Source organism: Skermanella pratensis, from assembly GCF_008843145.1.
Taxonomy (GTDB): domain Bacteria; phylum Pseudomonadota; class Alphaproteobacteria; order Azospirillales; family Azospirillaceae; genus Skermanella; species Skermanella pratensis.
The window spans coordinates 370,954-392,724 of record NZ_CP030265.1 but is presented as its reverse complement, the minus strand read 5'-3'; the positions used below and the strand labels follow the sequence as shown (position 1 = coordinate 392,724).

The window sequence follows — 21,771 nt, the reverse complement described above, 5'->3', positions numbered from 1 at the left end:
GGGAGCAGGACTCGTGACCGTCACGATCTACCACAACCCCAAGTGCGGCACCTCGCGCAACACCCTGGCCCTGATCCGCAACAGCGGCGAGGAGCCGGTGGTGATCGAGTACCTGAAGACTCCGCCGGGCCGCGACGAGCTGAAGGACCTGATCCGGCGGATGGGCGTGACCGTGCGCGACGTGCTGCGCCGGAAAGGCACGCCGTACGACGAGCTGGGCCTGGACGATCCGGAGCTGGGGGACGACCGGTTGCTCGACGCCATGATGGCGCACCCGATCCTGATCAACCGCCCGATCGTGGCGACGCCGCTCGGCGTGAAGCTGTGCCGCCCGTCGGAAACCGTCCTGGACATCCTGCCGTCGCGGCAGCGGGGCGCCTTCGCCAAGGAGGACGGCGAACCGGTCGTGGACGAGCAGGGCCACCGGATCGGACCGGGCCATGGATGACCTTGCCCCTCCCCCCGACACGCTGCCGGCCCTGAAGCCGGAGCTGCTGAGGCAGCCCGACCCCGCCCGGCTGGAACCGGCCGCGCGGATGACCCACCCGCCCCGCATCCTGCTGCTCTACGGGTCGCTGCGGGAGCGGTCCTACAGCCGGCTGCTGGTCGAGGAGGCGGACCGGCTGCTGCAGGCGATGGGGGCCGAGACGCGCGTCTTCGACCCGCGCGACCTGCCGGTGGCCAACAGCGTCGGCCCCGACCATCCCAAGGTGCGGGAACTGCGGGACCTGTCGATCTGGTCGGAAGGCCAGGTCTGGTGCAGCCCGGAAATGCACGGGACGGTGACCGGAGTGTTCAAGAACCAGATCGACTGGCTCCCCCTGTCGGAGGGTTCGGTCCGGCCGACCCAGGGTCGTACCCTGGCGGTGATGCAGGTCTCCGGCGGTTCGCAAAGCTTCAACGCGGTGAACACGCTGCGCCTGCTGGGCCGCTGGATGCGCATGGTCACCATCCCCAACCAGTCGAGCGTGCCGAAGGCCTACGAGCAGTTCGACGAGGCCGGCCGCATGCTTCCCGGGCCGCTCTACGACCGCGTGGTGGACGTGATGGAGGAGCTTGTGCGATTCACCTGGCTGCTGCGCGACCGGGCCGATTACCTGGTCGACCGCTACAGCGAGCGGAAGGAGGCGTTCAAACTTCCGGAGAAGATGTGAGCGATCGAACCTGCGGTTGCTCCAATTCTAAAACAACCCCTCCTCGTGGCGGACCTCGCCGTTGACCAGGATGGCCGAGATCGCCGGGGTGCCGGCCCGGTTGACCGCGACGCGGATGTCGATCCGTTCGCCCTCCGCCGGACGCTCCAGGGCGGCCCCGGTTCCCTCCGGGACGAAGTAGTTCTCGATGCCGTAGCGGATGCCCGCGATGCGGCAGGGAACGATCGCGGCGGATTCGCCCGATCCCGATTCCTCGCACTGCTGCTCGGTCACCCACCTGACCTGTCCGCGGAGCACGGCGCCGGTCGGCGTCGCGGCCGGGCGCCGGCGCCAGATGCCGGTGGCCTGCCAGGCGGGGCGGCCCGGCTGGATGTCCACATAGACCGTCTCGCCGCGTTCCAAATCGTCGTCGCCGACCAGACGGTCCAGGCGCAGATGCCCGATATCGTAGTTGAACTCCACATAGTCGCCCTGGAACAGCGAGCGCGGGTCGACCGGACGGATCGACAGCACGACCGGGGTCCCGGTCTCCAGCGTCCACTGCCGGAAGCCGATCAGCCCGGCCAGCACGGCGGTCTGGGCCAGCGCCAGGGTCAGCAGGCGTCCGCCGCGGGTCATGCCGCGGCACTCCGCTTGCCGCCGGGGCCGCCGCCCGGCCCATCACCGAGGCTGCCGACCAGGAGCCGCCGCTTGCGCTCGAACAGCCAGCCCAGCGCCATGACCAGCAGCCCGCCCAGGACGAAGAACAGCGCCCTGTCCAGCAGCAGCCAGAAAGTGTCGAAGTAGAGCCGCAGCAGGGTCAGCGCGAAGGCAAGGAAGCCCAGGTTGACGGTGAAGCGGTCCTCGCGGCGGTAGCCCTCGGCGATCATGCCGATCAGCGCCCCGACCAGGACCAGGTTCAGCAGGATCAGCGAAACCCCGTGGCTCTCCGGCGGAACCAGCGCGTCGGCGAGCAGGACGGCGACCACCGCCGCGGCGCCGCCGGCCAGCAGCCCGCCGCCGCGGCGCCACACCACCGCGGCCCCCGCCGCGGCGACCAGCAGGGGCGGCAACGCCAGTCCCGCCCAGGCCGGTTCGCCGATGGCGGACAGGTCGGTCTGAAGCGCCGGCAGGGCCAGCAGCGACGCTCCGGCGACGAGGCCCAGCAGCGCCAGCCGCTCCAGCGGCGTCCCGAACGCCGCCGACCAGGGCGATCCCGCCAGGACGCCGCCCACGGCCAGCAGGGCCGCCGCGATGGCGCTGCCCAGGCGCAGGACGTCCCCTTCCGCCGCGCCGGCCGTGGAGAACAGCGATGCCAGCGTCACCAGGATGAACCAGGCCAGCGACGCCAGCGCGACATGGTAAGCCATGATCCAGCGCATGCGCAGGATCGGCGGCAGCATCGCCGCCCAGACCGGCAGGAAGGGCAGGTAGACCGGCAGCGGCGAGTCCGGCGCGGCCAAGCTGAACCAAGCCGTCACCAGCGCCAGCGCGGCGCACGCCGCCCACTCGCTCGGCCAGGCCCAGGCCGCCAGGACGGCGCCCAGCGCCCAGATCAGGACGCCGGCGGGCGGATCGGCCGGCAGGTGGTAGATCTGGCCGACCAGCATGATGCCGGCGCCGAACAGCAGCACCCCCAGCAGCAGCAGCGCCTCGGCGAACCGCTCCATGCCGGTGCGCAGGGAGGCCCAGGCGGCGGCATGCACGCCCCACAGCGATCCGAACAGCACGGCGAGCTTGGACACGCGGCCCAGGCCCTGCCAGTTGGCCGCCAGGAACAGCAGCGCGCCCACCGCCACCAGGACGGTGCCGAGCAGCGCCAGCAGGCTGGACAGGCCGGGCGGCCGGGGCCGGGCCGCCGCCGCGTCGGCAAGCAGGGACTCCGCGTCCTCCGTCCTGATCCAGCCCCGCTCGACCCAGCGCGGCAGGTCGCCGCGCAATCGTTCGACGTAGCTTCGATTGGCATGGTAATGTCGCAGCACCGCCGTGATCCGAACAGCCTCCCCGGAGCCGGATCATAGCAGAGGCGAAGTCCTAAAAGGCCTGTCCGATGCTGATATAGAGCTGCCAGCTGGAATCGCCCGGCTGCTTGTTCAAGGGCACGGCCACGTCCAGCCGCAGGGGGCCGAAACCGGTATAGTATCGGGCGCCGATGCCGGCACCCCAACGCAGCTCTTCCGAGAAGTCTAGCGTCGAGCTCTCGTACACGTTGCCGCCGTCGATGAAGGGAACGATGCCGATGGTATCGGTCACCTTGACCCGCATCTCGGCGCCGACCTCGATCAGGCTGCGCCCGCCCGCGGGGTCGCCGAACGCGTCGCGCGGCCCGACGTCCTGGAAGCCGTAACCGCGAATCGAGCCGCCCCCGCCGGCATAGAAACGCTTGTCCGCCGGGATGTCCGTGGTGCTGGAGCCGAAGATGCTGCCGACCGACAGCCGCCCCGCCGCGACGTACCAGCCGTCGCCCCGGAAATCGTAATAGGCGCTGTTGGTGAGGCGGGCGATGGTGAAGATGGCGTCGGCGCCGCCGATCTGCTGATAGGGCGTCAGGAGCAGGTCGGTGCGGAACCCGCTGGTCGGATTGAGCAGATCGTCGGTGGCATCGTAGCTGAGATGCAGCGGGATGCCGACCAGGGTGCTCTCGGTAGTCGTGTCCGGCGGATCGACGACCCGCGACTGTTCGAGCGTGACGCCGCCGGATACCGTCAGCCGGTCGCTCAGCTGGCGCTCCAGCAGGGCCGACAGAACGATGGCGTCGCGGTCATAGGCGTCGGGCCGTTCGCGGATCAGGCTCGCGTCCAGGATCAGCGCCTGGTTGAGAGTCAAGAAATCCGGCTTGCGGAAATTCGCGTTCAGCCGGGCCTCGGTGTCGGTCAGGTCGTTCTCGCCGAGGCGCGACACGGTGGCGGACAGCCTGAACTGCTCGGCCCCGCCGAACAGGTTGCGGTGGCCCCAATAGACGTTGGTCGCGAAACCGTCCTCGGTCGAATAGCTGAAGCCGGCGCCGATCACCCGGCGCGGCCGCTCCGCGACGGTCACGGTCACCGGGGTGACCCCGTCCGGCCCGGGTTCGCGCGCCAGCCCGACCCGGACCGACGAGAACGCGTTGAGGCCGGAGATCGCCTGCCTGGCGTCCTCGATCTCGGCCGGCCGGTACTCGTCGCCGGGCTCCCAGGGGATCCGGTTGCGCACCAGCTGCTCGTAGACCTGGTCCAGCCCCTCGACGCTGACCTCGCCGAAGCGCGTCAGAGGTCCCGGATCGACCGTATAGGTCACGTCCATGGTCCGGGCCTCGTGGTCGACCACGGCACGGCGCTCGGCGATCTTGGCGAAGGCGAAGCCGCGCGACGCCAGCTGCCCGGTCAGCCGGGTCTCGGCATCGACGACGGTCGCCGACAGGGCGGGGCCGCCGACCTGGATGCCGATGTCCCCGGCGGTGATCGGGGCTCCTTCGAGCGGCGTGCCGCCGGCTCCGGCCACTGCGATGCGGTCGAACCTGTAGACCGGCCCGGGCGTCACGGTGACCGCCACCTTGGCGGGTTCCACCGAGGTATCGACCGCGATCTCGACCCGGGCATCGTAGTATCCCACCGAGCGCAGGGCCGTCTGGAGCCTTTCCCGATCGGCGTCGGCCCGGCGGCGCAAGCCGATCGGGCTCGGCGGCGGCTGCTCGGCAAGGCGGAACAGGGTCGCCGTGCCCTCCAGCAGTTCCCGGAGCGATCCGTCCTCCACTCCGGTCAGGCTGACCTCGTAGGGGGTCTGCTGCGCCACGACCGGCGCCGCGACGATGCCGCCCACCGCCAGGATCAGGGCCAAGCCGATGACGCCGCGCGTGATGGCCGCGCGGGGGCGGGGCCGCAGCCCCCCGGGAGGTTCGGCAAGGGGCTGGGAACTGCGGGAAGGGGGCAGGCCGGACTTCAGGGGTTCTCTCCGTTCGAAACGGTGGTTGGCAAACACAGTGGTGCCGGACGATGTTCCTTAAGGCAACTCCTCATCCGGGCTGGTTTCGGGGACTTGCCCTTGAAACCGTTGGGATCCCTCCCCATTCTATATGCCCAAGCGGGACGGCCTGCCATTCTGGGAACAGATGGCCGCAGGCGGTTCCGCTTGTAGTTCATGGCGCAAACTGTATACTGCGCCGCAACATGACCCGGGCACTGAGAAGGGCTGCGATCCATTCTCCAGGTGTTTATCCGGGCATTTTTGTTTGCCCGCGGTACGCCGCGGCTCAACCCGGGACATCAGAGAAGTTCGGTATGGATCTGCGGAATATCGCCATCATCGCGCACGTTGACCATGGCAAGACCACCCTCGTCGACGTGTTGCTTCGCCAGTCCGGTTCGTTTCGCGAGAACCAGCAGGTCGCCGATCGGGCGATGGACAGCAACGACCTGGAGCGTGAGCGCGGCATCACCATTCTCGCCAAGTGCACGTCCGTCCTGTGGGACGGCACCCGGATCAACATCGTCGACACTCCCGGCCACGCCGATTTCGGCGGCGAGGTCGAGCGCATCCTGAGCATGGTCGACGGCGTCGTGGTGCTGGTCGACGCGGCCGAGGGCCCGCTGCCCCAGACCAAGTTCGTGGTCGGCAAGGCGCTGAAGCTGGGCCTTCGCCCGATCGTCGTGATCAACAAGGTGGACCGCCCGGACGCCCGTCCGCACGAGGTCCATGACGAGGTGTTCGACCTGTTCGCGGCGCTGGAAGCCAGCGACGAGCAGCTCGACTTCCCGACCCTGTTCGCCTCGGGCCGCAACGGCTGGGCGGCGGAGAGCCTGGAAGCCGAACGCGTCGACATGAAGCCGCTGTTCGAGCTGGTCCGCCGGCACGTTCCCGCTCCCAAGGTCGCCGCCAACAAGGACGACGCCAACTTCACCATGCTGGTGACGACGCTGGAGGCGAACCCCTATCTGGGCCGCATCCTGACCGGCCGCATCGAGACCGGCACCGCCCGCGCCAACATGCCGATCAAGGCGCTGTCCCGTGACGGCAAGGTGATCGAGACCGGCCGCATCTCCAAGCTGCTGGCCTTCCGCGGCCTGGAGCGCGTCGGGGTCGACGAGGCCGAGGCGGGCGACATCGTCGCCATCGCGGGCCTGACCAAGGCAACCGTCGCCGACACGATCTGCGATCCCGCCGTCGAGACCGCCCTGCCGGCCCAGCCGATCGACCCGCCGACGCTCGCCATGACCTTCTCGGTCAACGACAGCCCGCTGGCCGGCCGCGAAGGCGACAAGGTCACCAGCCGCATGATCCGCGACCGGCTGTTCCGCGAGGTCGAGGGCAACGTGGCCCTGAAGGTCAGCGAGACCGACGGCACCGACGCCTATGAGGTCGCCGGCCGCGGCGAGCTTCAGCTCGGCATCCTGATCGAGACCATGCGCCGCGAAGGGTTCGAGCTGTCGATTTCCCGCCCGCGCGTGCTGTTCCAGAGCGACCCGATCACCGGCCAGCGCCAGGAGCCGATCGAGGAAGTGGTGATCGACGTGGACGAGGAGTTCTCCGGGACCGTCGTCCAGAAGGTCTCCGAGCGGAAGGGCGACCTGATCGAGATGAAGCCCTCGGGCGCCGGCAAGTCGCGCCTGGTGTTCCACGTGCCGTCGCGCGGCCTGATCGGGTATCAGAGCGAGTTCCTGACGGACACCCGCGGCACCGGCCTGATGAACCGGCTGTTTCACGGCTACGCCCCGTACAAGGGCCCGATCGCGTCGCGCCACACCGGCGTGCTGATCTCCAACGGCGACGGCGCCGCGGTGGCCTATGCCCTGTGGAACCTGGAAGACCGCGGCCCGATGATGATCGAGCCGGGCGTCCCGGTCTACCAGGGCATGATCATCGGCGAGCATACCCGCGGGAACGACCTGGAAGTCAACGTCCTGAAGGGCAAGCAGCTGACCAACATCCGCGCCGCCGGCAAGGACGAGGCGGTCCGCTTGACCAACCCGATCGTGATGACGCTGGAGAAGGCGATGTCCTACATCGCCGACGACGAGCTGCTGGAAGTGACGCCGAAGTCGATCCGGCTGCGCAAGCGTCACCTCGACCCCAACGAGCGCAAGCGCGCCCAGAAGCAGGCCGAGGCGAGCTGATCGCCCGGTTTCCCTGAGGCAACTGGTATGCGGCGCCCCGTTCAGCGGGGCGCCGTTACTTTTTCCAGCCAGCGGATCAGCTCTTCACGCTCCGCGTCGTTGCCGATGGTCTGGACCGGCATCTTGGTGCCGGGCGTCACCACGTCAGGACCGCGCTTGAACAGGTCGCCGACAGTCTCGGCGGTCCAGATGATGGTCCCGTCCCGGAGCGCCGGGGAGTAGGGATAGCCCGGCACGGTGCCGATCCGGCGGCCGAACACGCCGTAGAGCGTCGGCCCGGCCCGGTTGCCGCCGTCGGGCGTGACCGTGTGGCACGCGCTGCATCGGCGGAACAGCTCCGCCCCGCGTTCCCCCTGCGCGTCCCGCGGCACGTCGGAGGCCGCCAGCCGGGGGGCGCCGGTGCGGATCTCCTGCCCGGTCGCGGCATCCCAGAGGCGGATCGCCCCGTCTCCTCCCGCGGTCAGCAGCCGCTTGCCGTCCGGTTCGAAGGCCAGCGCCCAGACCGGGCCGCGATGCCCCGCCAGGACATGGAGCACCCGCCCGTCCTCCGGCGCCCACAGGGTGATGCCGCCGGCCACCCCGGAAACCGCACCGAGGGAGCCGTCGGGCGAGACCGCCACCGCGAGCACCGGGGCCGGATCGCCGACCACGGGGCCGGCCTCCTCGGTCCCGGTTTCCAGGTCCCAGATCCGGACGGTACCGTCGATCCCGCCCGCCACGGCGCGCCGGCCATCGGGAGTCAGCGCCAGCGCGTTGACCGGCAGGCCACCGCCCAGGACCTTGATCTCCGTTCCGTCGGACCGGTTCCAGAGGCGGACCGCGCCGTCCTCCCCGGCGCTGACCAGCCACCTGCCGTCCAGCGTGAAAGCCACGGCGTTGACGTTGCCGGCATGTCCCGTCAGTTCGGCCAGTTGGGCGCCGTTCTCCAGGTCCCACAGCCGGACCGTGCGGTCCCAGGCCGCCGAAGCCGCCATCAGCCCGTCCGGCGCCACCGCGACGGCGGCGACCCGCCCCTTGTGCCCGGCCATGACCCGCTCCGGAGCGCCCTGCCCCAGCCGCCACAGGATCACCTTCCCGTCGTCCCCGCCGCTGACCACGCGGCTGCCGTCGGGCGTGAAGGCGACCGCGTTGACCGCCGCCTCGTGCCCATGCATCAGCGCCACGGCCGCCGCCGCCCGCAGGTCCCACAGCATCACCGAATAATCGAACCCGGCGCTCGCGGCGCGGCTGCCGTCGGCCGAGACGGCTACCCCCTTGACCATGCCGCCATGGCCGACAAGCTGCGCCCGCGCCGGCATCGCGGCGACCAGCAGTGCTGCGGCCACGATCAGGAATCGGCGGATGGTCGGCGGTGCGAAGGGCACTGCGGTTGCTCCGTTCTGTCCAGGTCCCGTCACCATGCATGGTTGACCGGCGACGGTCAAACAACCATAGTAGTGACATCACTATTTCTGGAACGGAACAATGTCCCGCACCGTGTCCGCCGCCGATGCAAACCGGCAGTTCTCCACGATCCTTGGCCAGGCTGCCGAAGGCGAGACCGTGATCATAACCCGACGCGGCGCTCCCATCGCGCAACTCGTGCCTTATCGGCAAGGCCCTGAAAACAAGTCGCACGCCCCAGCTTGGGATCGCCTGTTGGCAACCCTGGAGGAAGGGGTTCATCTTGGTGAAGGGCAGTTCGACCGAGACTCCCTGTACGATCGATAATCGTCGTGCGGTTTACCCTGGACACGAACATCCTTGTCTACGCCGTTCAATTGGAAGCCGGAGACCGCCATCGGCAGGCCATAGATCTTGTCCGCCGCATCCGCGGCCGTGATTGCGTGCTGACCCTTCAATCTCTCGGCGAATTGTTCCGAACCCTCACCAGCTCAAAGCTTCGGATCGAGCCGGCCCACGCCACCGCCATCGTCCAACAATGGCGCGACACGCTGCCCGTGGTCGCCGCGGACGACATTTGCCTGACGGATGCGATGGATGCGGTCGTTCATCATGGATGGTCCTTCTGGGACGCCATGATGTGGGCGACGGCGAAGCGTCACGGCTGCCGTCTGCTGCTGTCGGAGGATGGGCAGACGGGACGGACGCTTGGCGGCGTGACCATCCTGAACCCGTTTGCCGCCGGTTCCCAGCCGTTGCTGGATACCGCGCTCGGTGGCTCGGCATATCAATGACATCCCCTACCCCGCCACCATGGCGTCCGCCCGGATCGTCTCCACCCGGATCTCCTCGGTCAGGCGGGCCTTGTACTCGGCGAACCGCGGCGTCGTCTTGATCGTGTAGGTGCGGGGGTGCGGAAGGTCGATCGGGATGTCGCATTTGATCCGGCCGGGCCGCGCCGTCATGACCACCACCCGGTTCGCCAGGAAGATCGCCTCGTCAATGTCGTGGGTGACGAACAGGACGGTCTTTTGGTCGGCCTCCCAGATGCCCAGAAGAAGCTCCTGCATCAGCGCCCGGGTCTGGTGGTCCAGGGCCCCGAACGGCTCGTCCAGCAGCAGCACCTTGGGGTCGTTGGCCAGAGCCCGGGCAAGCGCCGTGCGCTGCTTCATGCCGCCGGACAGCGTCTTGGGGAAATGGTCGGCGAACTGGCGCAGGCCGACGCGCTCCAGGAAATAGTCGGAGATCTCCTTCTGCCGGGCCTTCGGCAGGCCCTTCTCGCGCAGCCCGAAGCAGATGTTGTCGCGCACCGTCATCCAGGGAAACAGGCTGTAGGACTGGAAGACCATGCCGCGGTCGGGTCCCGGCCCGCCGACCGGCCGTCCGTCCATCAGCACCCGGCCCTGGCTGGGCAGGTCCAGGCCGGCGACGATGCGCAGCAGGGTGGACTTGCCGCAGCCCGACGGCCCCAGGATGGTGATGAAGTCGTTGTCCGTGACCGCGAGGTCGGTCGGTTGCAGCGCCACGGTGGCGGCGCCTCCCCGCCGCGCCGGGGGGAACACCCGCCCGACGCCGTCGATGTCCAAGGTGCTCATTGCAGTTCCGCCGCCGTCAGCTGGCCCAGGAGAACAGGTGCCGGTTCAACTGCTTGAACAGGAAGTCCGAAACCAGCCCGATCACCCCGATCACGAAGATGCCGAAGATCATCTGCCCGGTGTCGAGGAAACGCTGGGCGTCGATGATCATGAATCCGATGCCGGCGCTGGCCCCGATCAGTTCGGCGACGATCACGTAGGTCCAGGCCCAGCCGAGCACCAGCCGCAGGGTCTCGAAGATCTGGGGCGCCGCCGCCGGCAGCATGACCCGGAGCACGACTCCGCGGTTCTTCGCCCCCAGGGTATATGCCGCCTCGACCAGCTCGGCGCGGGTGCCGCCGACGATCACCGCGACCATCAGGCAGATCTGGAAGACCGCGCCGATGAAGATCACGGACAGCTTCTGCGCCTCGCCCACTCCCGCCCACAGGATCAGGAGCGGGATGAAGGCCGAGGCCGGCAGGTAGCGCGCGAAGGAGATCAGCGGCTCGAAGAAGGCCTCGACCGGCTTGAAGGCGCCCATCAGGATGCCGAGCGGCACCGCGACCGCCGTGGCGATCAGGAAGCCGCCGAACACCCGCCCGACCGTCACCAGGACGTCGCCGGCGAAGCCGAACTCGAAGAACAGGGCGTGGCCCGCCTTCAGCGTGTCCCAGGGGCCGGCGAGGAACAGCGGCTTGACCAGTCCGCTGGCGGTGACGGCCCACCACAGGGCCACCACCGCGACGAAGCCCAGGACGCCCAGCGCGATCCGGCGCCCCGGGGGCACCGGCTTGAGGGGAGTGAACAGATCCGGCATCGAAACGGCTGCGCGCCTACTTCACGAAGGATGCGTCGACCATGGTCGAGACGTCGGCCGGCCGGCGCACCAGCCTGGCTTCCACCATGACGTCGTTGGCCTCCTTCAGGAATTTCGGGAGGGTCTCGGCCATGTAGGTCCGGTTCATGTCGCGGTCGTACCACTGCACGAACCTGGCGGAAGCCTGGAACTGCTCGGGCGTCTGGTTCACGTCGGCGCCCATGATGCGGTAGGCCGCTTCCGGCTGCGCCTTGATCATGTCGAGCGCCTCGAACCAGGACGTGACCATGGCCTGGACCACCTTGGGGTTCGACGCGATGTAGTCCGGCTGGAACGCCAGGGTGTCGACGATCACGCCCGGCGTGTCGGCCGAGGTGACGATGATCTTGCCGGCATTGTTGGTCCGCACCGTGGACAGGTACGGCTCGTACGTGACCGCCAGGTCGAACTGGCCGGCGACGAAGGCGTTGGCCGCGTCCTTGGGCTCCAGGTTGGTCAGCTTGAGATCGTCGAGCTTCATGTCCTGCTGCTTGAGAAGGTAGGCCAGCCAGAACTGCGGGACGCCGCCGAACTGCACCGCCACCGACTTGCCCTTGGCGTCCTTCAGCGACGCGATGCCGTCCCGCGCGGCGATGCCGTCGCCGCCGGCCGAGGTGTCGAGCACCAGCACCTGGGTGACCGGGACGCCGCTCGATGCATACAGGATGTGGGTATCGACCGTGGTCGTGATCGCCTGCACGTCGCCCGACGCCATCGCCTGGTGCCGGTTGGAGGTCGGCATCTTCTTGATCTCGACCTGGACGCCGTTGCGCTCGAAGATGCCGGCCTTCTGCGCCAGCGTGATCGGGGCGAAACCGGTCCAGCCGCTCATCGCCAGGGTCACCTTGGGCAGATCGGCGCCCAGCGCCGAGGTGGAGGCGGCGACCGCCATGGCCAGGGCCGACAATACGCCGAAGCATCGTCTCATCATCGAAGTACCTTCCTGTCTCTAGCACCGTTCGATTCTTGGCCGTACCGGATGATGCCTGCGGGATGATGCAGTGCGGCATGCGGCGGCCTGCGGAGTGTTCCACAGCATCACCGTGCTGTGAAGGGGCATGGAAGCCGCGCCGGGCCACCGGGCCGCATTTTTCATAACCTTACATTAACCATATTCCTGTTCTCTTTATCGCGGCCCGTTTGGTGTATCGTATCGATAGAGCAGCCCGTGCCAGCACCCCTGTTTCATCAACCAGCCTCACGCCCGTCACAGGATCACGCCCGCATGACGCAGAAATACGTCTCCGCCGCCTTCATGTCGCTGGTGCTCATGGCACCGCTGCCGGTCCTGGCGCAGCCCCCGGCGGCGACACCGGCCAAGGCGGCGCCCGCCCAGAACTCGGTCGACGAGCGGGCGCTGAACCTGTTCAGCGAGGTGTTCGAGCGGGTCCGCGGGCAGTATGTCGAGAAGATGACCGACGAGCAGCTCGTGAAGGCCGCGATCGAGGGCATGCTGACCTCGCTCGATCCCCATTCCAGCTTCCTCGACACCGAGGACTTCGCCGAGATGCAGGTGCAGACCCGCGGCGAGTTCGGCGGCCTGGGCATCGAGGTCACGCTGGAGAACGGCTACGTCAAGGTCATTTCGCCGATCGACGACACGCCGGCGGCCCGCGCCGGGTTCCAGAGCGGCGACCTGATCACCCAGATCGACGGCGAGCCGGTCCAGGGCCTCAGCCTCAAGCAGGCGGTCGAGCGGATGCGCGGCCCGGTCGGCCGGCCGATCAAGGTCATGGTCCGCCGCGGCGCCGCGGAGGCGGCGCCGTTCGAAGTGAACCTGACCCGCGAGGTGATCAAGAGCCAGCCGGTCAAGTCGCGGGTGGAGGGCGATGTCGGCTATATCCGCATCACCGGCTTCAGCCGCCAGACCCAGCCGGGGCTGGAGAAGGCCGTGCAGACGCTCCAGCAGCAGCTCGGCAACCGGCTGATCGGCTATGTGGTCGACCTGCGGAACAATCCCGGCGGCCTGCTGGACCAGGCGGTCTCGGTCGCCGACAGCTTCCTGGACAAGGGCAACATCGTCTCGACCCGGGGCCGCGACGGCGTGGAGACCCAGCGGTTCGACGCCACGTCCGGCGACCTGACCAAGGGCCTGCCGATGGTGGTCCTGGTCAACGGCGGCTCGGCTTCCGCGTCGGAGATCGTGGCGGGCGCGCTCCAGGACCAGCACCGGGCGGTCCTGATGGGCACCCAGACCTTCGGCAAGGGGTCGGTCCAGACGATCATACCGCTGCCCGACCAGAAGGCCATGAAGATCACCACCGCCCGCTACTACACCCCGTCGGGCCGGTCGATCCAGGCGCTCGGCGTCACCCCCGACATCACGGTGGAGCAGGCCAAGCTGGAGCAGGTTTCCCAGGCGCCGGGCCGCAAGGAATCGGACCTGCGCGGCGCGCTGTCCAACGACACGCCGCGCGGCCAGCCGCCGGCCGCGGCGCCCGCCCCCGGCCCTGCCCCGGCCCCGGCCCCGGCGACACCCGCCGTGCCCGGCAGCGCCGAGGACTACCAGCTCCGCCGCGCGATCGACCTGCTGGTCGGCACCTCGCTGTTCCGCCAGCCGCCGGCCCAACCGCCGGCCCAGCCGAGGGTGACCAAGACCGCGGGCTGAGCGGGCCGGGCGGGTTCCGGGAAACGGCCTGCCGCCGGCGGATCACACCGGCGGCAGGCTGTTCAGCTTCTCCTCGACTTCCGCGAAGCTCGGCATGTATTCGTGGGAAATGGCCTTCCGGCCGGTCTCCACGCTGATCTGCGGCGCCTGTCCGTGCAGGTGCGCGGTGATGATCACCCGGATCACGTGGTAGAACTTGATCTCGTCCTCGTAGATGCCTTTCAGCCGCGTGGCGATCGGGCCGAAGATGCCGTAGGCCAGGAGCACGCCCAGGAAGGTGCCGACCAGCGCGCCGCCGATCATCTTGCCGAGAACCGGCGGCGGCTCGTTCAGCGAGCCCATGGTCTTCACCACGCCCAGCACCGCCGCGACGATGCCGAGCGCCGGCAGCGCGTCGGCCATGCCCTGGAAGGCGTGGGCCACGTGATCGCCCTCCGCCAGGAAGCCCTTGATCTCGCGGTCCATGATTTCTTCGACCTGATGAGGGTCGTCCTGGCTCATGGAGACCATGCGCAGGTAGTCGCAGATCAGGTCCTGTGCGAAGTGGTCGTGGGTGATCTTGGGATAGGCCTGGAAGATCGGGCTCTCGCTCGGCTTCTCGATATGCGGCTCGATCGCGACGGTGCCCTTGTTCTTGGCCAGCTTCAGCAGCTGGAACATCAGGGTCAGGATGTCCATGTAGTCGGACTTCTTGAACTTGGCCCCCTTGATGACCTTGGCCATGTCCTTGAGCGAGTGCTTGATCACGTGGCCGCTGTTGGAGATCAGGAAAGTACCGACCGCGGCCCCGCCGATGGTCGCCATCTCGTGCGGCAAGGCGCCCAGCACGATTTCCATGTTGCCGCCGGTCATCGCGTAGACGCCGAACACGCAAATGAAAAGAAAAACGAGACCACCGATTGCGAGCATGATCGTCCGACTTGCCGATAAAGAATTCTTTACATTCTCGCGCTAGGTATTCTGCAAGGACACGCAGGATGGCGCGTGGTTTTGCCGCAGAACCAGCACAAGACCAGCGCATGGTGTCGCGGAAGTCTTAATATTTCGTCAGTCAGGTGAATCATGGCCAAGGGCGGTGGCGAGCGTCCCATCATCATCAAGCGGATCGAGATCAGCGGTGGCGGCCACCACGGCGGCGCCTGGAAGGTGGCCTATGCCGACTTCGTGACCGCCATGATGGCGTTCTTCCTGCTGCTGTGGCTGCTCGGTTCGACCACGGAGGACCAGCGCAAGAGCCTGGCCGACTATTTCTCGCCGAGCCCGGCGGTCTCCAGCTCCAACAGCGGCTCCGGCGGGCTGCTGGGCGGCGTCACCATCTCGGTGCCGGGCAGCCTGTCCTCGCCCAACGCCGCCTTCACCGCGCAGGAAAGCGCGCCCAGCACGCTGGTCGCCCCGACCGAGAACGACGGCGACAGCCAGGGCGCCGGCGAGGGGGCGGAGGGCGAGGACAGCGGTTCCGGCCAGCAGGCGGCCGGCGCGCCGCCCAAGCCCGGCGCTCCCCCGTCCCTGACGCCGGAGCAGCGCGAGAAGCGCCAGTTCGACCGCGCGGCGGAGGAGCTGAAGAAGGCCATCGAGAACTCCCCCGACCTCCAGGGCCTGAAGAACAACCTGCTGGTGGACCAGACGCCCGAAGGCATGCGGGTGCAGATCGTCGATGCCGAGGGCAAGAGCATGTTCGCGCTCGGCAGCACCCAGATGAACGAGGACATGCGCAAGCTCCTGGCCCGGGTCGTCCAGGCGGTCGGGCCGCTTCCCAACAAGATCGCGATCCGCGGCCACACCGACGCCACCCCGTTCGCCAACAATCCCCAGGGCAACTGGGACCTGTCCAGCCAGCGCGCCGGCGCCACGCTGCGCGCCCTGTCCGCCATGGGCCTCAACCCCGGCCGCATCGCCGACGTCAGCGGCCGCGCGGAGGTGGACCCCCTGTTCCCGGAGAACCCGAACGACCCGCGCAACCGAAGGATCTCGATCATCCTGTTCAAGCAGGCGCAGTGAGGCGGAGGCGGCCGGGGCGCGGGATCAGGTGTCCGCCAGCTCCAGCAGAGCTTCCCGGACATGATGCAGCGCCGGGTCGGCCTCCTTGTCCCGACGCCGGATCAGGCCCAGCCGGCGGTGGACCGGCGGTGACAGCGGGCGGACCGCCCGCCTTCAATCACCTCGCCGCAGCCCTCATCACCTTCCGCCTCATCGAACGATGGTTATGTTAGGCACTCTTAGGCGCATCGCGCCCGAGGCCGTCACGCGACTTACAACTCCGCATCGGACAGCGATCGATCCACCATTACTGAAGCATATCGGTGCCTCGGCGCGGAGTTTGCCTTTCTGCTTTCCCGATCGACTCCGACAGGCCGGAGGGAAATATGAGGCAGGCTCGGCAATTCGGTTGTCGCCGTGTTCCTTGTTGCCGCTCTAGGCTGCCCGTGTCGCCACTTCCGACATCAAGCGGTCGCCCAGCTCGATCCGCGCGACCTCAAGGTCATACTGGCCCTGCAAGCCCATCCAGAAATCAGCACTGGTCCCGAAATGCCTGGACAGCCGAAGCGCCGTGTCGGCGGTGATCGGGCGGCGTCCGTTGACGATCTCGTTCATTCTGGTCCAAGGCACGCTCAGCGCCCGGGCCAATGCATAGACGCTGATGCACAACGGCTCCATGAAATCGGCACGGAGGCTGTAACCTGGGTGGATCGATCCGGCCGGCGTCCAGATCCTCGCGGATTATGGTCATGGGGCATCTCCGTGAGGTTGGACGAAGCAACGTCGCGGATCGTAGCAGCGGCCATCCAGGTCGTGTAGAGCGAAACGGCGTCCGACCGACGAGGGTCCTGGATCGAAACTACGGCTCCCCCGCCCTCACGCCTCCTCCAGGTACCGCCGGCGCAGGTGCCGCTGGTACACTCCGGCGTCCAGCGGGCGGCCGGTGGCCTGCTTGAGCAGTTCGTCGGCGGGGAGCAGGCTGCCCTTGGCGTGGATGTTGATGCGCAGCCAGGACAGCAGCGGGGAAAAGTCGCCCTTGGATATCCCGGGAAGCACGGCGTCGTCGGCGCGGCAGGCGGCGTCGAACAGCTGGGCGGCGGTCATGGCGCCCAGGGTGTATGTCGGGAAATAGCCCCAGGCGCCGCCCGGCCAGTGGATGTCCTGAAGACAGCCGAGGCGGTCGTTGGGGACCTTGAGGCCGAGCAGGTCGCGCATGCCGTCGTTCCAGGCACCGGGCAGGTCGTTCAGCGTCATGTCGCCGGCGATCAGCGCCTTTTCCAGCTCGTAGCGGATCAGGATGTGGGCGGGATATGTGACCTCGTCGGCATCGACCCGGATGAAGCCGGGCTCGACCCGGGTATACAGCCGGTACAGGTTGTCGGCGTCCCAGGCCGGGCCGCTGCCGCCGAAGCTCTCGCGCATCACCGGGGCGGCGAATTCCAGGAAGGCGCGGCTGCGGCAGGCCTGCATCTCGATCAGGAGCGACTGGCTCTCGTGCAGGCTCATGCCACGCGCCTCGCTGACCGGCTGGCCCAGCCACTCGGCCGGGCGGCCCTGCTCGTAGAGGGCGTGGCCGGTCTCGTGCAGAACGCCCATCAGCGCCTTGGTGAAGTCCGCCTCGTCGTAGCGGGTGGTCAGGCGCACGTCGTGGGTGGCGCCGCCGCAGAAGGGATGCAGGCTGATGTCGAGCCGGCCGCGGTTGAAGTCGAAGCCGACCGCCTGCATCATCCGGACGCCGAGCGCCCGCTGGGTCTCCACCGGGAAAGGCCCTCGGAGCGGCAGCACGTCGGGCCGGCTGGCCTGGTGTTCCAGCACCTGCGCCAGGAAACCGGGCAGGAACGCGCGGAGATCGGCGAACAGGCGGTCGATGGTGTCGGTGTTGCCGCCCGGCTCGTAGGTGTCGAGCAGCGCCTCGTAGGGCTGGCAGCCCAGCGCCTCGGCCTTGGCGTCGGCGATCCGGCGCTGAAGGTTCAGCACCTCCGACAGGCTCGGCAGCAGCATGGCGAAGTCGCCGGCCGGCCGGGCGTCGCGCCAGACCATCTCGCAGCGGGAGACGGCGCGGGAGTTCGCCTCCACCAAGTCGGTCGGCACGGCGGTCGCGTGCAGGTAGGCCCGGTGCATCTCGTACAGGTTGGCCGCCTGCCAGTCGGAAAGGTCCGTCTGATGCTCGGCATCGGCCAGCAGGTCGGCGTTGTCCTCGTCGGTCAGCAGCTCGTGGCTGATCACCTTCAGGGTCGCGAGCTGCTCGGCCCGGCCGTCGGCGGCGCCGGGCGGCATCAGCGTCTCGGTGTCCCATTGCAGGATGCCCAGCGCGTCGGAGATGGCGGCGATGCGGGCGAAGCGGCGTTCGAGCGTCTGGTAGGCGGACATGGATTGCGGCTTCCCTTAAGGATGACGGGCCTGAAGGCTGACTGTTAGAGCCGTGGGGTCGGGCGGTGTCAGCGCGGCTCCGCGGCGGGGTCGCGCCGCCACTGTGACGCGACGTAGACGGCGAGCAGCGTCAGCGCCAGGCCGTACCAGGTGACGGCGTACTGGAGATGGTTGTTGGAGATGGTGACGTTGGTCTGGCCGCCGACCGGCAGACCGCCGGGATTCGCGGCGGGGCCGGCCTCCACCACCAGCGGCAACGGGTTCCCCGCGCCGGCCGAGGCGGCCATGGCCGGGATGTCGTACCAGAACCACATGTTGGCGGCGCTGTCGTTGTCAGGCTGCATCCAGCCCGGCCCCGGCGGCACGCGGGCGATGCCATCGACCGTGACGGTCCCGGCGGGCAGCCCGTCTGGACGGGTCGCGGGGTCGCGCGCCTCGGTCGGGACCCAGCCGCGGTTGACCAGCACCGTGGTGCCGTCGTCGCGCCGGAGCGGCGTCACGACGTGGTATCCGATCCGGCCGTTGAAGCTGCGGGCGGCGAGGTTCAGTTCGTGATCGTGGAGGAGTTCGCCGGTGACCGAGACGCGGCGGAAATCCCAGCGCGCGGGGTCGTCGATGCGGGACGGCAGCGGCGCCGGATCGGCGTTCAGGCCGGCCTCGATCCGCTCGATCAGGGCGTTCTTCCAGGCGAGGCGCTCGACCTGCCAAGTGCCCAGGCCGACCATGATGGCGACGGCCGCCAGGGTGCACAGGGTTGCGCCGAGGCCGGGGCGGAAACGCCGCCCGTTTCTGTCAGCAAGGGCAGCCATGGCATCCTAATCCCGGGAGGCGGGAGACTCGGGGGTATCGTATTCGCTGGCGCGGTGGCGGAACTGGAGGGCCATCAGGTACGCCTTGGCGGGCCGGAGCATCCCGAGCGCCAGCCCCAGGATCACCACGGTCCAGATCATGGCGTGGAGCCAGAGCGGCCAGTCGACCGACATGGCGACCCACAGGGCGACGGGCACGACCGTGAAACCCAGGATGAAGGTCATGAACACGGCGGGACCGTCGCCGCTGTCTCCGCGGGCGAGCGCCAAGCCGCAGACCTCGCACATGTCCGAGACGGACAGGAAGCCCTTGTACAGGCGCCCTTCCCCGCACCGCGGACACCGGCACTTCAGCGCCGCGGCGAGGGGAGAGACCCGAGGATACCGGGTTTGCGCCAGAGCCTCAGGCTCCCCACCAGTAGATGGACACGAACAGGAACAGCCAGACCACGTCGACGAAGTGCCAGTACCAGGCCGCCGCCTCGAAGCCGAAATGGCTCCGGGGCGTGAAGTGCCCGGCCACCGTGCGCCACCAGCAGACCGCCAGGAAGATCGTCCCGATGACGACGTGGAAGCCGTGGAAGCCGGTCGCCATGAAGAAGGTCGACGGGTAGATGCCGTCGGTGAAGCCGAAATGGGCGTGGGTGTATTCGTAGATCTGGAAGCCGCTGAACAGCACGCCCAGCAGCACGGTCAGGCCGAGCGCGACGCTGGCCGTCCGGCGGTCGCCTTCGATGATCGCGTGGTGAGCCCAGGTCACCGTGGTGCCGGACAGCAGCAGGATCAGCGTCATCATCAAAGGCAGGTGGAAGGCGTTGAACGTCTCGATGTTCTCGGGCGGCCAGACCCCGCCGATCGCCTCCTTGGGGAACAGGCTGGCATCGAAGAAAGCCCAGAAGAAAGCCGCGAAGAACATCACCTCCGACGCGATGAACAGCGCCATGCCGTAACGCAGGCCCAGCTTGACGACGGGGGTGTGGACCTTCTGGCTGACCGCCTCCTTCAGGACGTCGCGCCACCAGCCGGCCATGACCGCCAGGACGGCGACGAAGCCGAGCGCCAGCAGCAGCCAGCCGCTGCCGTGCATGAACAGGATGGCGCCGACTGCCAGCAAGCCGCCGGAAAAGGCGCCGAGCAGCGGCCAGGGGCTGGGATCGACCAGATGGTAGGGGTGGCTGTGACCGCCCCCGGTGGCATGCGCGTTAGTCTCGGCCATGCTGTGTAACCCTCGTTCCATGCTCTTATTCGTTGATTGACGTTACCTGTCCCGCCGCCCCGCCGCCATGGGCCCGGAAGAAGGTATAGGACAGGGTGATGGTTTTGACGTCGTCCAGCTTGGGATCGTCGGCCATGGCCGGGTCCACGAAGAAATAGACCGGCATGTCCACGCTCTGGCCCGGCTCCAGCCGCTGCTCGGTGAAGCAGAAGCACTGGATCTTGTTGAAATAGATCCCGGCCTTGTCCGGCGTGACGTTGTAGGTCGCGGTTCCGACGATCGGCTCGTCGGAGTTGTTGACGGCACGGTAGCTGGTCATCGCGGACTCGCCGATCCGCACTTCCATCTGGTGGATTTCCGGCCGGAATCCCCAGGGCAGCGCGGCGTTGACGTCGGCGTTGAAGCGGACCTTGACGGTGCGGTCCAGGATCTCCCCGGCCGGCCCCTCCGCCCGCTGCGTGGTGCCGCCGAAGCCGGTGACCTGGCAGAACAGGTCGTAGAGCGGCACCGCGGCGAAGGACAGGCCGACCATGCCGAAGACCAGCCCGAACAGGCTGCCCATGAGGATCAGGTTCTTGCGCCGCGTGTCCCGGTGCGTGCGGGGGTCCCTGCCCGGGGTCATGCGTTCCCTCCGATGCGAACCAGGGTGATGACGTAGAGCAGGGCCACGAGGGCCAGGAGCGCCAGCAGCACGGCGATGTTCTTGCCGCGCTGTCGACGCTTCTGCTCGTCCGTCAACTGGTGGCCGGGAAGGCGGTTGGCATTCATGGGACCCACGCGATGGCTTGCTTTACAGGAACTGATTTACGAGAGCCGGGCCAGCGGCCCGGTGAGCTGCTCGCCGATCAGCAGCGACAGCAGCAGGAAAAGATAGAGGATCGAGAAGACGAACATCTGCTTGGCCGCCTTGTCCGTCCTGTCGTACCAGACCTGGACCGCCAGGACCACGAACAGGCCGCCAAGCACGACCGAGCCGGCGAGATAGGCCAGGCCGGCGATGCCGACGAAATAGGGGGCGACCGCGATGGGAAACAGCAGAAGCGTGTAGATCAGCATCTGCTTCTTGGTCTCGCGCTCGCCGGAGACGACCGGCAGCATCGGCACGCCGGCATTGGCGTAGTCGCCGTTGCGGAACAGGGCCAAGGCCCAGAAATGCGGCGGCGTCCACATGAAGATCAGCAGGAACAGGATGATCGAGGCGAGGCTGACGTCGCCGGTCACCGCGGCCCAGCCGATCATCGGCGGAAAGGCGCCGGACGCGCCGCCGATCACGATGTTCTGCGGCGTGCGGCGCTTCAGCCAGATGGTGTAGACGAAGACATAGACGAAAGAGGCCAGCGCCAGCAGGCCGGCCGCGACCCAGTTGACCGCCAGGCCCATCAGCATGACCGAGCCGATGGTCAGGACCACGCCGAAGCTGAGCGCCTCGTCGGGGTCCACCCTGCCCTCGGGCAGGGGACGGTTGCGGGTGCGCTGCATCATGCGGTCGATGTCGCGCTCGTACCACATGTTGATGGCGCCGGACGCGCCGGCGGCGACGGCGATGCAGAGGATGGCGGTCAGCGCCAGCACCGGGTGGATGTGGCCGGGGGCCACGATCATCCCGGCGAAGCCGCTGAACACCACCAGGGACATGACCCGGGGCTTCAGCAGTTCGAAATAGTCGCGGACCCCGCCGGTGGCGAAGCCCTGGACCGGCGCCTGGGCGTCCGGCCGCATGGTGATGTCAGTCATCTCTTCAAGTCTTCCCCTG

Annotated in this window: 23 protein-coding genes; 7 read left to right on the top strand and 16 right to left on the bottom strand. The window is 68.3% G+C overall.

What is annotated here, in order from left to right:
- Window positions 1-13: 13 nt before the first annotated feature.
- Together arsC and arsH are read left to right on the top strand one after the other, a co-directional pair.
- Window positions 14-448 (top strand): arsenate reductase (glutaredoxin), encoded by a 435-nt coding sequence (gene arsC / locus DPR14_RS01790; RefSeq protein WP_158043639.1) that lies wholly within the window; start codon window positions 14-16, stop codon window positions 446-448.
- Window positions 441-1,154 (top strand): arsenical resistance protein ArsH, encoded by a 714-nt coding sequence (gene arsH / locus DPR14_RS01785; protein WP_158043638.1) that lies wholly within the window; start codon window positions 441-443, stop codon window positions 1,152-1,154. The genes arsC and arsH overlap by 8 nt, the downstream gene beginning before the upstream one ends.
- Window positions 1,155-1,181: 27 nt before the next feature.
- Here the strand turns inward: arsH and DPR14_RS01780 are convergent, their stop codons facing one another.
- The 3 genes from DPR14_RS01780 to DPR14_RS01770 are packed head-to-tail and all read right to left on the bottom strand — an operon-like array spanning window position 1,182 to window position 4,949.
- Window positions 1,182-1,772, bottom strand: coding sequence for a GDYXXLXY domain-containing protein (locus tag DPR14_RS01780; RefSeq protein WP_158043637.1), 591 nt, complete (start codon window positions 1,770-1,772; stop codon window positions 1,182-1,184).
- A complete protein-coding gene (locus tag DPR14_RS01775; protein WP_158043636.1) occupies window positions 1,769-3,115 on the bottom strand; it encodes a DUF2157 domain-containing protein in 1,347 nt (448 codons plus the stop codon). The genes DPR14_RS01780 and DPR14_RS01775 overlap by 4 nt, the downstream gene beginning before the upstream one ends.
- Window positions 3,116-3,167: 52 nt before the next feature.
- Window positions 3,168-4,949 (bottom strand): autotransporter assembly complex protein TamA, encoded by a 1,782-nt coding sequence (locus DPR14_RS01770; protein WP_246148717.1) that lies wholly within the window; start codon window positions 4,947-4,949, stop codon window positions 3,168-3,170.
- 440 nt (window positions 4,950-5,389) lie between these two features.
- Between DPR14_RS01770 and typA the strand changes: the two genes are divergently transcribed.
- Window positions 5,390-7,222, top strand: a complete 1,833-nt coding sequence (typA, locus tag DPR14_RS01765) for a translational GTPase TypA (protein WP_158043635.1) — start codon at window positions 5,390-5,392, stop codon at window positions 7,220-7,222.
- A 41-nt stretch (window positions 7,223-7,263) separates the two neighbouring features.
- Here the strand turns inward: typA and DPR14_RS01760 are convergent, their stop codons facing one another.
- Window positions 7,264-8,586 (bottom strand): c-type cytochrome, encoded by a 1,323-nt coding sequence (locus DPR14_RS01760; protein ID WP_246148714.1) that lies wholly within the window; start codon window positions 8,584-8,586, stop codon window positions 7,264-7,266.
- Window positions 8,587-8,686: 100 nt separating this feature from the next.
- On the opposite strand from DPR14_RS01760, the gene DPR14_RS01755 reads away from it, so the two are divergent.
- Both DPR14_RS01755 and DPR14_RS01750 read left to right on the top strand, forming a co-directional pair.
- Entirely contained in the window at window positions 8,687-8,932 is a 246-nt protein-coding gene (locus DPR14_RS01755; protein WP_158043633.1) for a type II toxin-antitoxin system Phd/YefM family antitoxin, read from the top strand.
- A 5-nt stretch (window positions 8,933-8,937) separates the two neighbouring features.
- The gene (locus DPR14_RS01750; RefSeq protein WP_158043632.1) at window positions 8,938-9,399 is read left to right on the top strand and encodes a PIN domain-containing protein; all 462 of its coding nucleotides are present in this window, start codon (window positions 8,938-8,940) and stop codon (window positions 9,397-9,399) included.
- A 6-nt stretch (window positions 9,400-9,405) separates the two neighbouring features.
- On the opposite strand, the gene DPR14_RS01745 is transcribed toward DPR14_RS01750, so the two are convergent.
- From DPR14_RS01745 to DPR14_RS01735, 3 genes are read right to left on the bottom strand one after another with little or no spacing between them, the layout of a single operon-like run.
- Entirely contained in the window at window positions 9,406-10,200 is a 795-nt protein-coding gene (locus tag DPR14_RS01745; RefSeq protein WP_158043631.1) for an ABC transporter ATP-binding protein, read from the bottom strand.
- A gap of 16 nt (window positions 10,201-10,216) precedes the next feature.
- The gene (locus DPR14_RS01740) at window positions 10,217-10,999 is read right to left on the bottom strand and encodes an ABC transporter permease (protein WP_158043630.1); all 783 of its coding nucleotides are present in this window, start codon (window positions 10,997-10,999) and stop codon (window positions 10,217-10,219) included.
- Between the two features lie 16 nt (window positions 11,000-11,015).
- Window positions 11,016-11,969 carry an ABC transporter substrate-binding protein gene (locus DPR14_RS01735; protein ID WP_211103893.1) on the bottom strand — a complete coding sequence of 318 codons (954 nt, stop codon included), beginning with the start codon at window positions 11,967-11,969 and terminating at the stop codon, window positions 11,016-11,018.
- A gap of 294 nt (window positions 11,970-12,263) precedes the next feature.
- Here DPR14_RS01735 and DPR14_RS01730 point away from each other — a divergent pair, with 294 nt between their 5' ends.
- Window positions 12,264-13,646 carry a S41 family peptidase gene (locus tag DPR14_RS01730; protein WP_158043629.1) on the top strand — a complete coding sequence of 461 codons (1,383 nt, stop codon included), beginning with the start codon at window positions 12,264-12,266 and terminating at the stop codon, window positions 13,644-13,646.
- Window positions 13,647-13,688: 42 nt separating this feature from the next.
- Here the strand turns inward: DPR14_RS01730 and motA are convergent, their stop codons facing one another.
- Window positions 13,689-14,555 (bottom strand): flagellar motor stator protein MotA, encoded by an 867-nt coding sequence (motA, locus tag DPR14_RS01725; protein ID WP_158043628.1) that lies wholly within the window; start codon window positions 14,553-14,555, stop codon window positions 13,689-13,691.
- Between the two features lie 153 nt (window positions 14,556-14,708).
- On the opposite strand from motA, the gene DPR14_RS01720 reads away from it, so the two are divergent.
- On the top strand, window positions 14,709-15,644 hold the full coding sequence (locus tag DPR14_RS01720; protein ID WP_158043627.1) for a flagellar motor protein MotB: 936 nt from the start codon (window positions 14,709-14,711) through the stop codon (window positions 15,642-15,644).
- A 414-nt stretch (window positions 15,645-16,058) separates the two neighbouring features.
- Here the strand turns inward: DPR14_RS01720 and DPR14_RS01715 are convergent, their stop codons facing one another.
- The 8 genes from DPR14_RS01715 to cyoE form a co-directional block, all read right to left on the bottom strand.
- Window positions 16,059-16,301, bottom strand: a complete 243-nt coding sequence (locus DPR14_RS01715; RefSeq protein WP_158043626.1) for a HigA family addiction module antitoxin — start codon at window positions 16,299-16,301, stop codon at window positions 16,059-16,061.
- Between the two features lie 198 nt (window positions 16,302-16,499).
- Window positions 16,500-17,993 carry a carboxypeptidase M32 gene (locus tag DPR14_RS01710; RefSeq protein ID WP_158043625.1) on the bottom strand — a complete coding sequence of 498 codons (1,494 nt, stop codon included), beginning with the start codon at window positions 17,991-17,993 and terminating at the stop codon, window positions 16,500-16,502.
- A 68-nt stretch (window positions 17,994-18,061) separates the two neighbouring features.
- Window positions 18,062-18,802, bottom strand: a complete 741-nt coding sequence (locus tag DPR14_RS01705; protein ID WP_158043624.1) for an SURF1 family protein — start codon at window positions 18,800-18,802, stop codon at window positions 18,062-18,064.
- Between the two features lie 6 nt (window positions 18,803-18,808).
- Window positions 18,809-19,072 (bottom strand): DUF983 domain-containing protein, encoded by a 264-nt coding sequence (locus tag DPR14_RS01700; RefSeq protein WP_343038694.1) that lies wholly within the window; start codon window positions 19,070-19,072, stop codon window positions 18,809-18,811.
- 133 nt (window positions 19,073-19,205) lie between these two features.
- Window positions 19,206-20,018: a cytochrome c oxidase subunit 3 gene (locus DPR14_RS01695; RefSeq protein WP_158043622.1), complete on the bottom strand. Its 813-nt coding sequence runs from the start codon at window positions 20,016-20,018 to the stop codon at window positions 19,206-19,208.
- A gap of 25 nt (window positions 20,019-20,043) precedes the next feature.
- Window positions 20,044-20,640: a cytochrome c oxidase assembly protein gene (locus DPR14_RS01690; RefSeq protein WP_158043621.1), complete on the bottom strand. Its 597-nt coding sequence runs from the start codon at window positions 20,638-20,640 to the stop codon at window positions 20,044-20,046.
- Window positions 20,637-20,786, bottom strand: coding sequence for a hypothetical protein (locus tag DPR14_RS27075; protein WP_192499224.1), 150 nt, complete (start codon window positions 20,784-20,786; stop codon window positions 20,637-20,639). The genes DPR14_RS01690 and DPR14_RS27075 overlap by 4 nt, the downstream gene beginning before the upstream one ends.
- A gap of 36 nt (window positions 20,787-20,822) precedes the next feature.
- A complete protein-coding gene (cyoE, locus tag DPR14_RS01685; protein ID WP_158043620.1) occupies window positions 20,823-21,752 on the bottom strand; it encodes a heme o synthase in 930 nt (309 codons plus the stop codon).
- Between the last annotated feature and the right edge of the window lie 19 nt (window positions 21,753-21,771).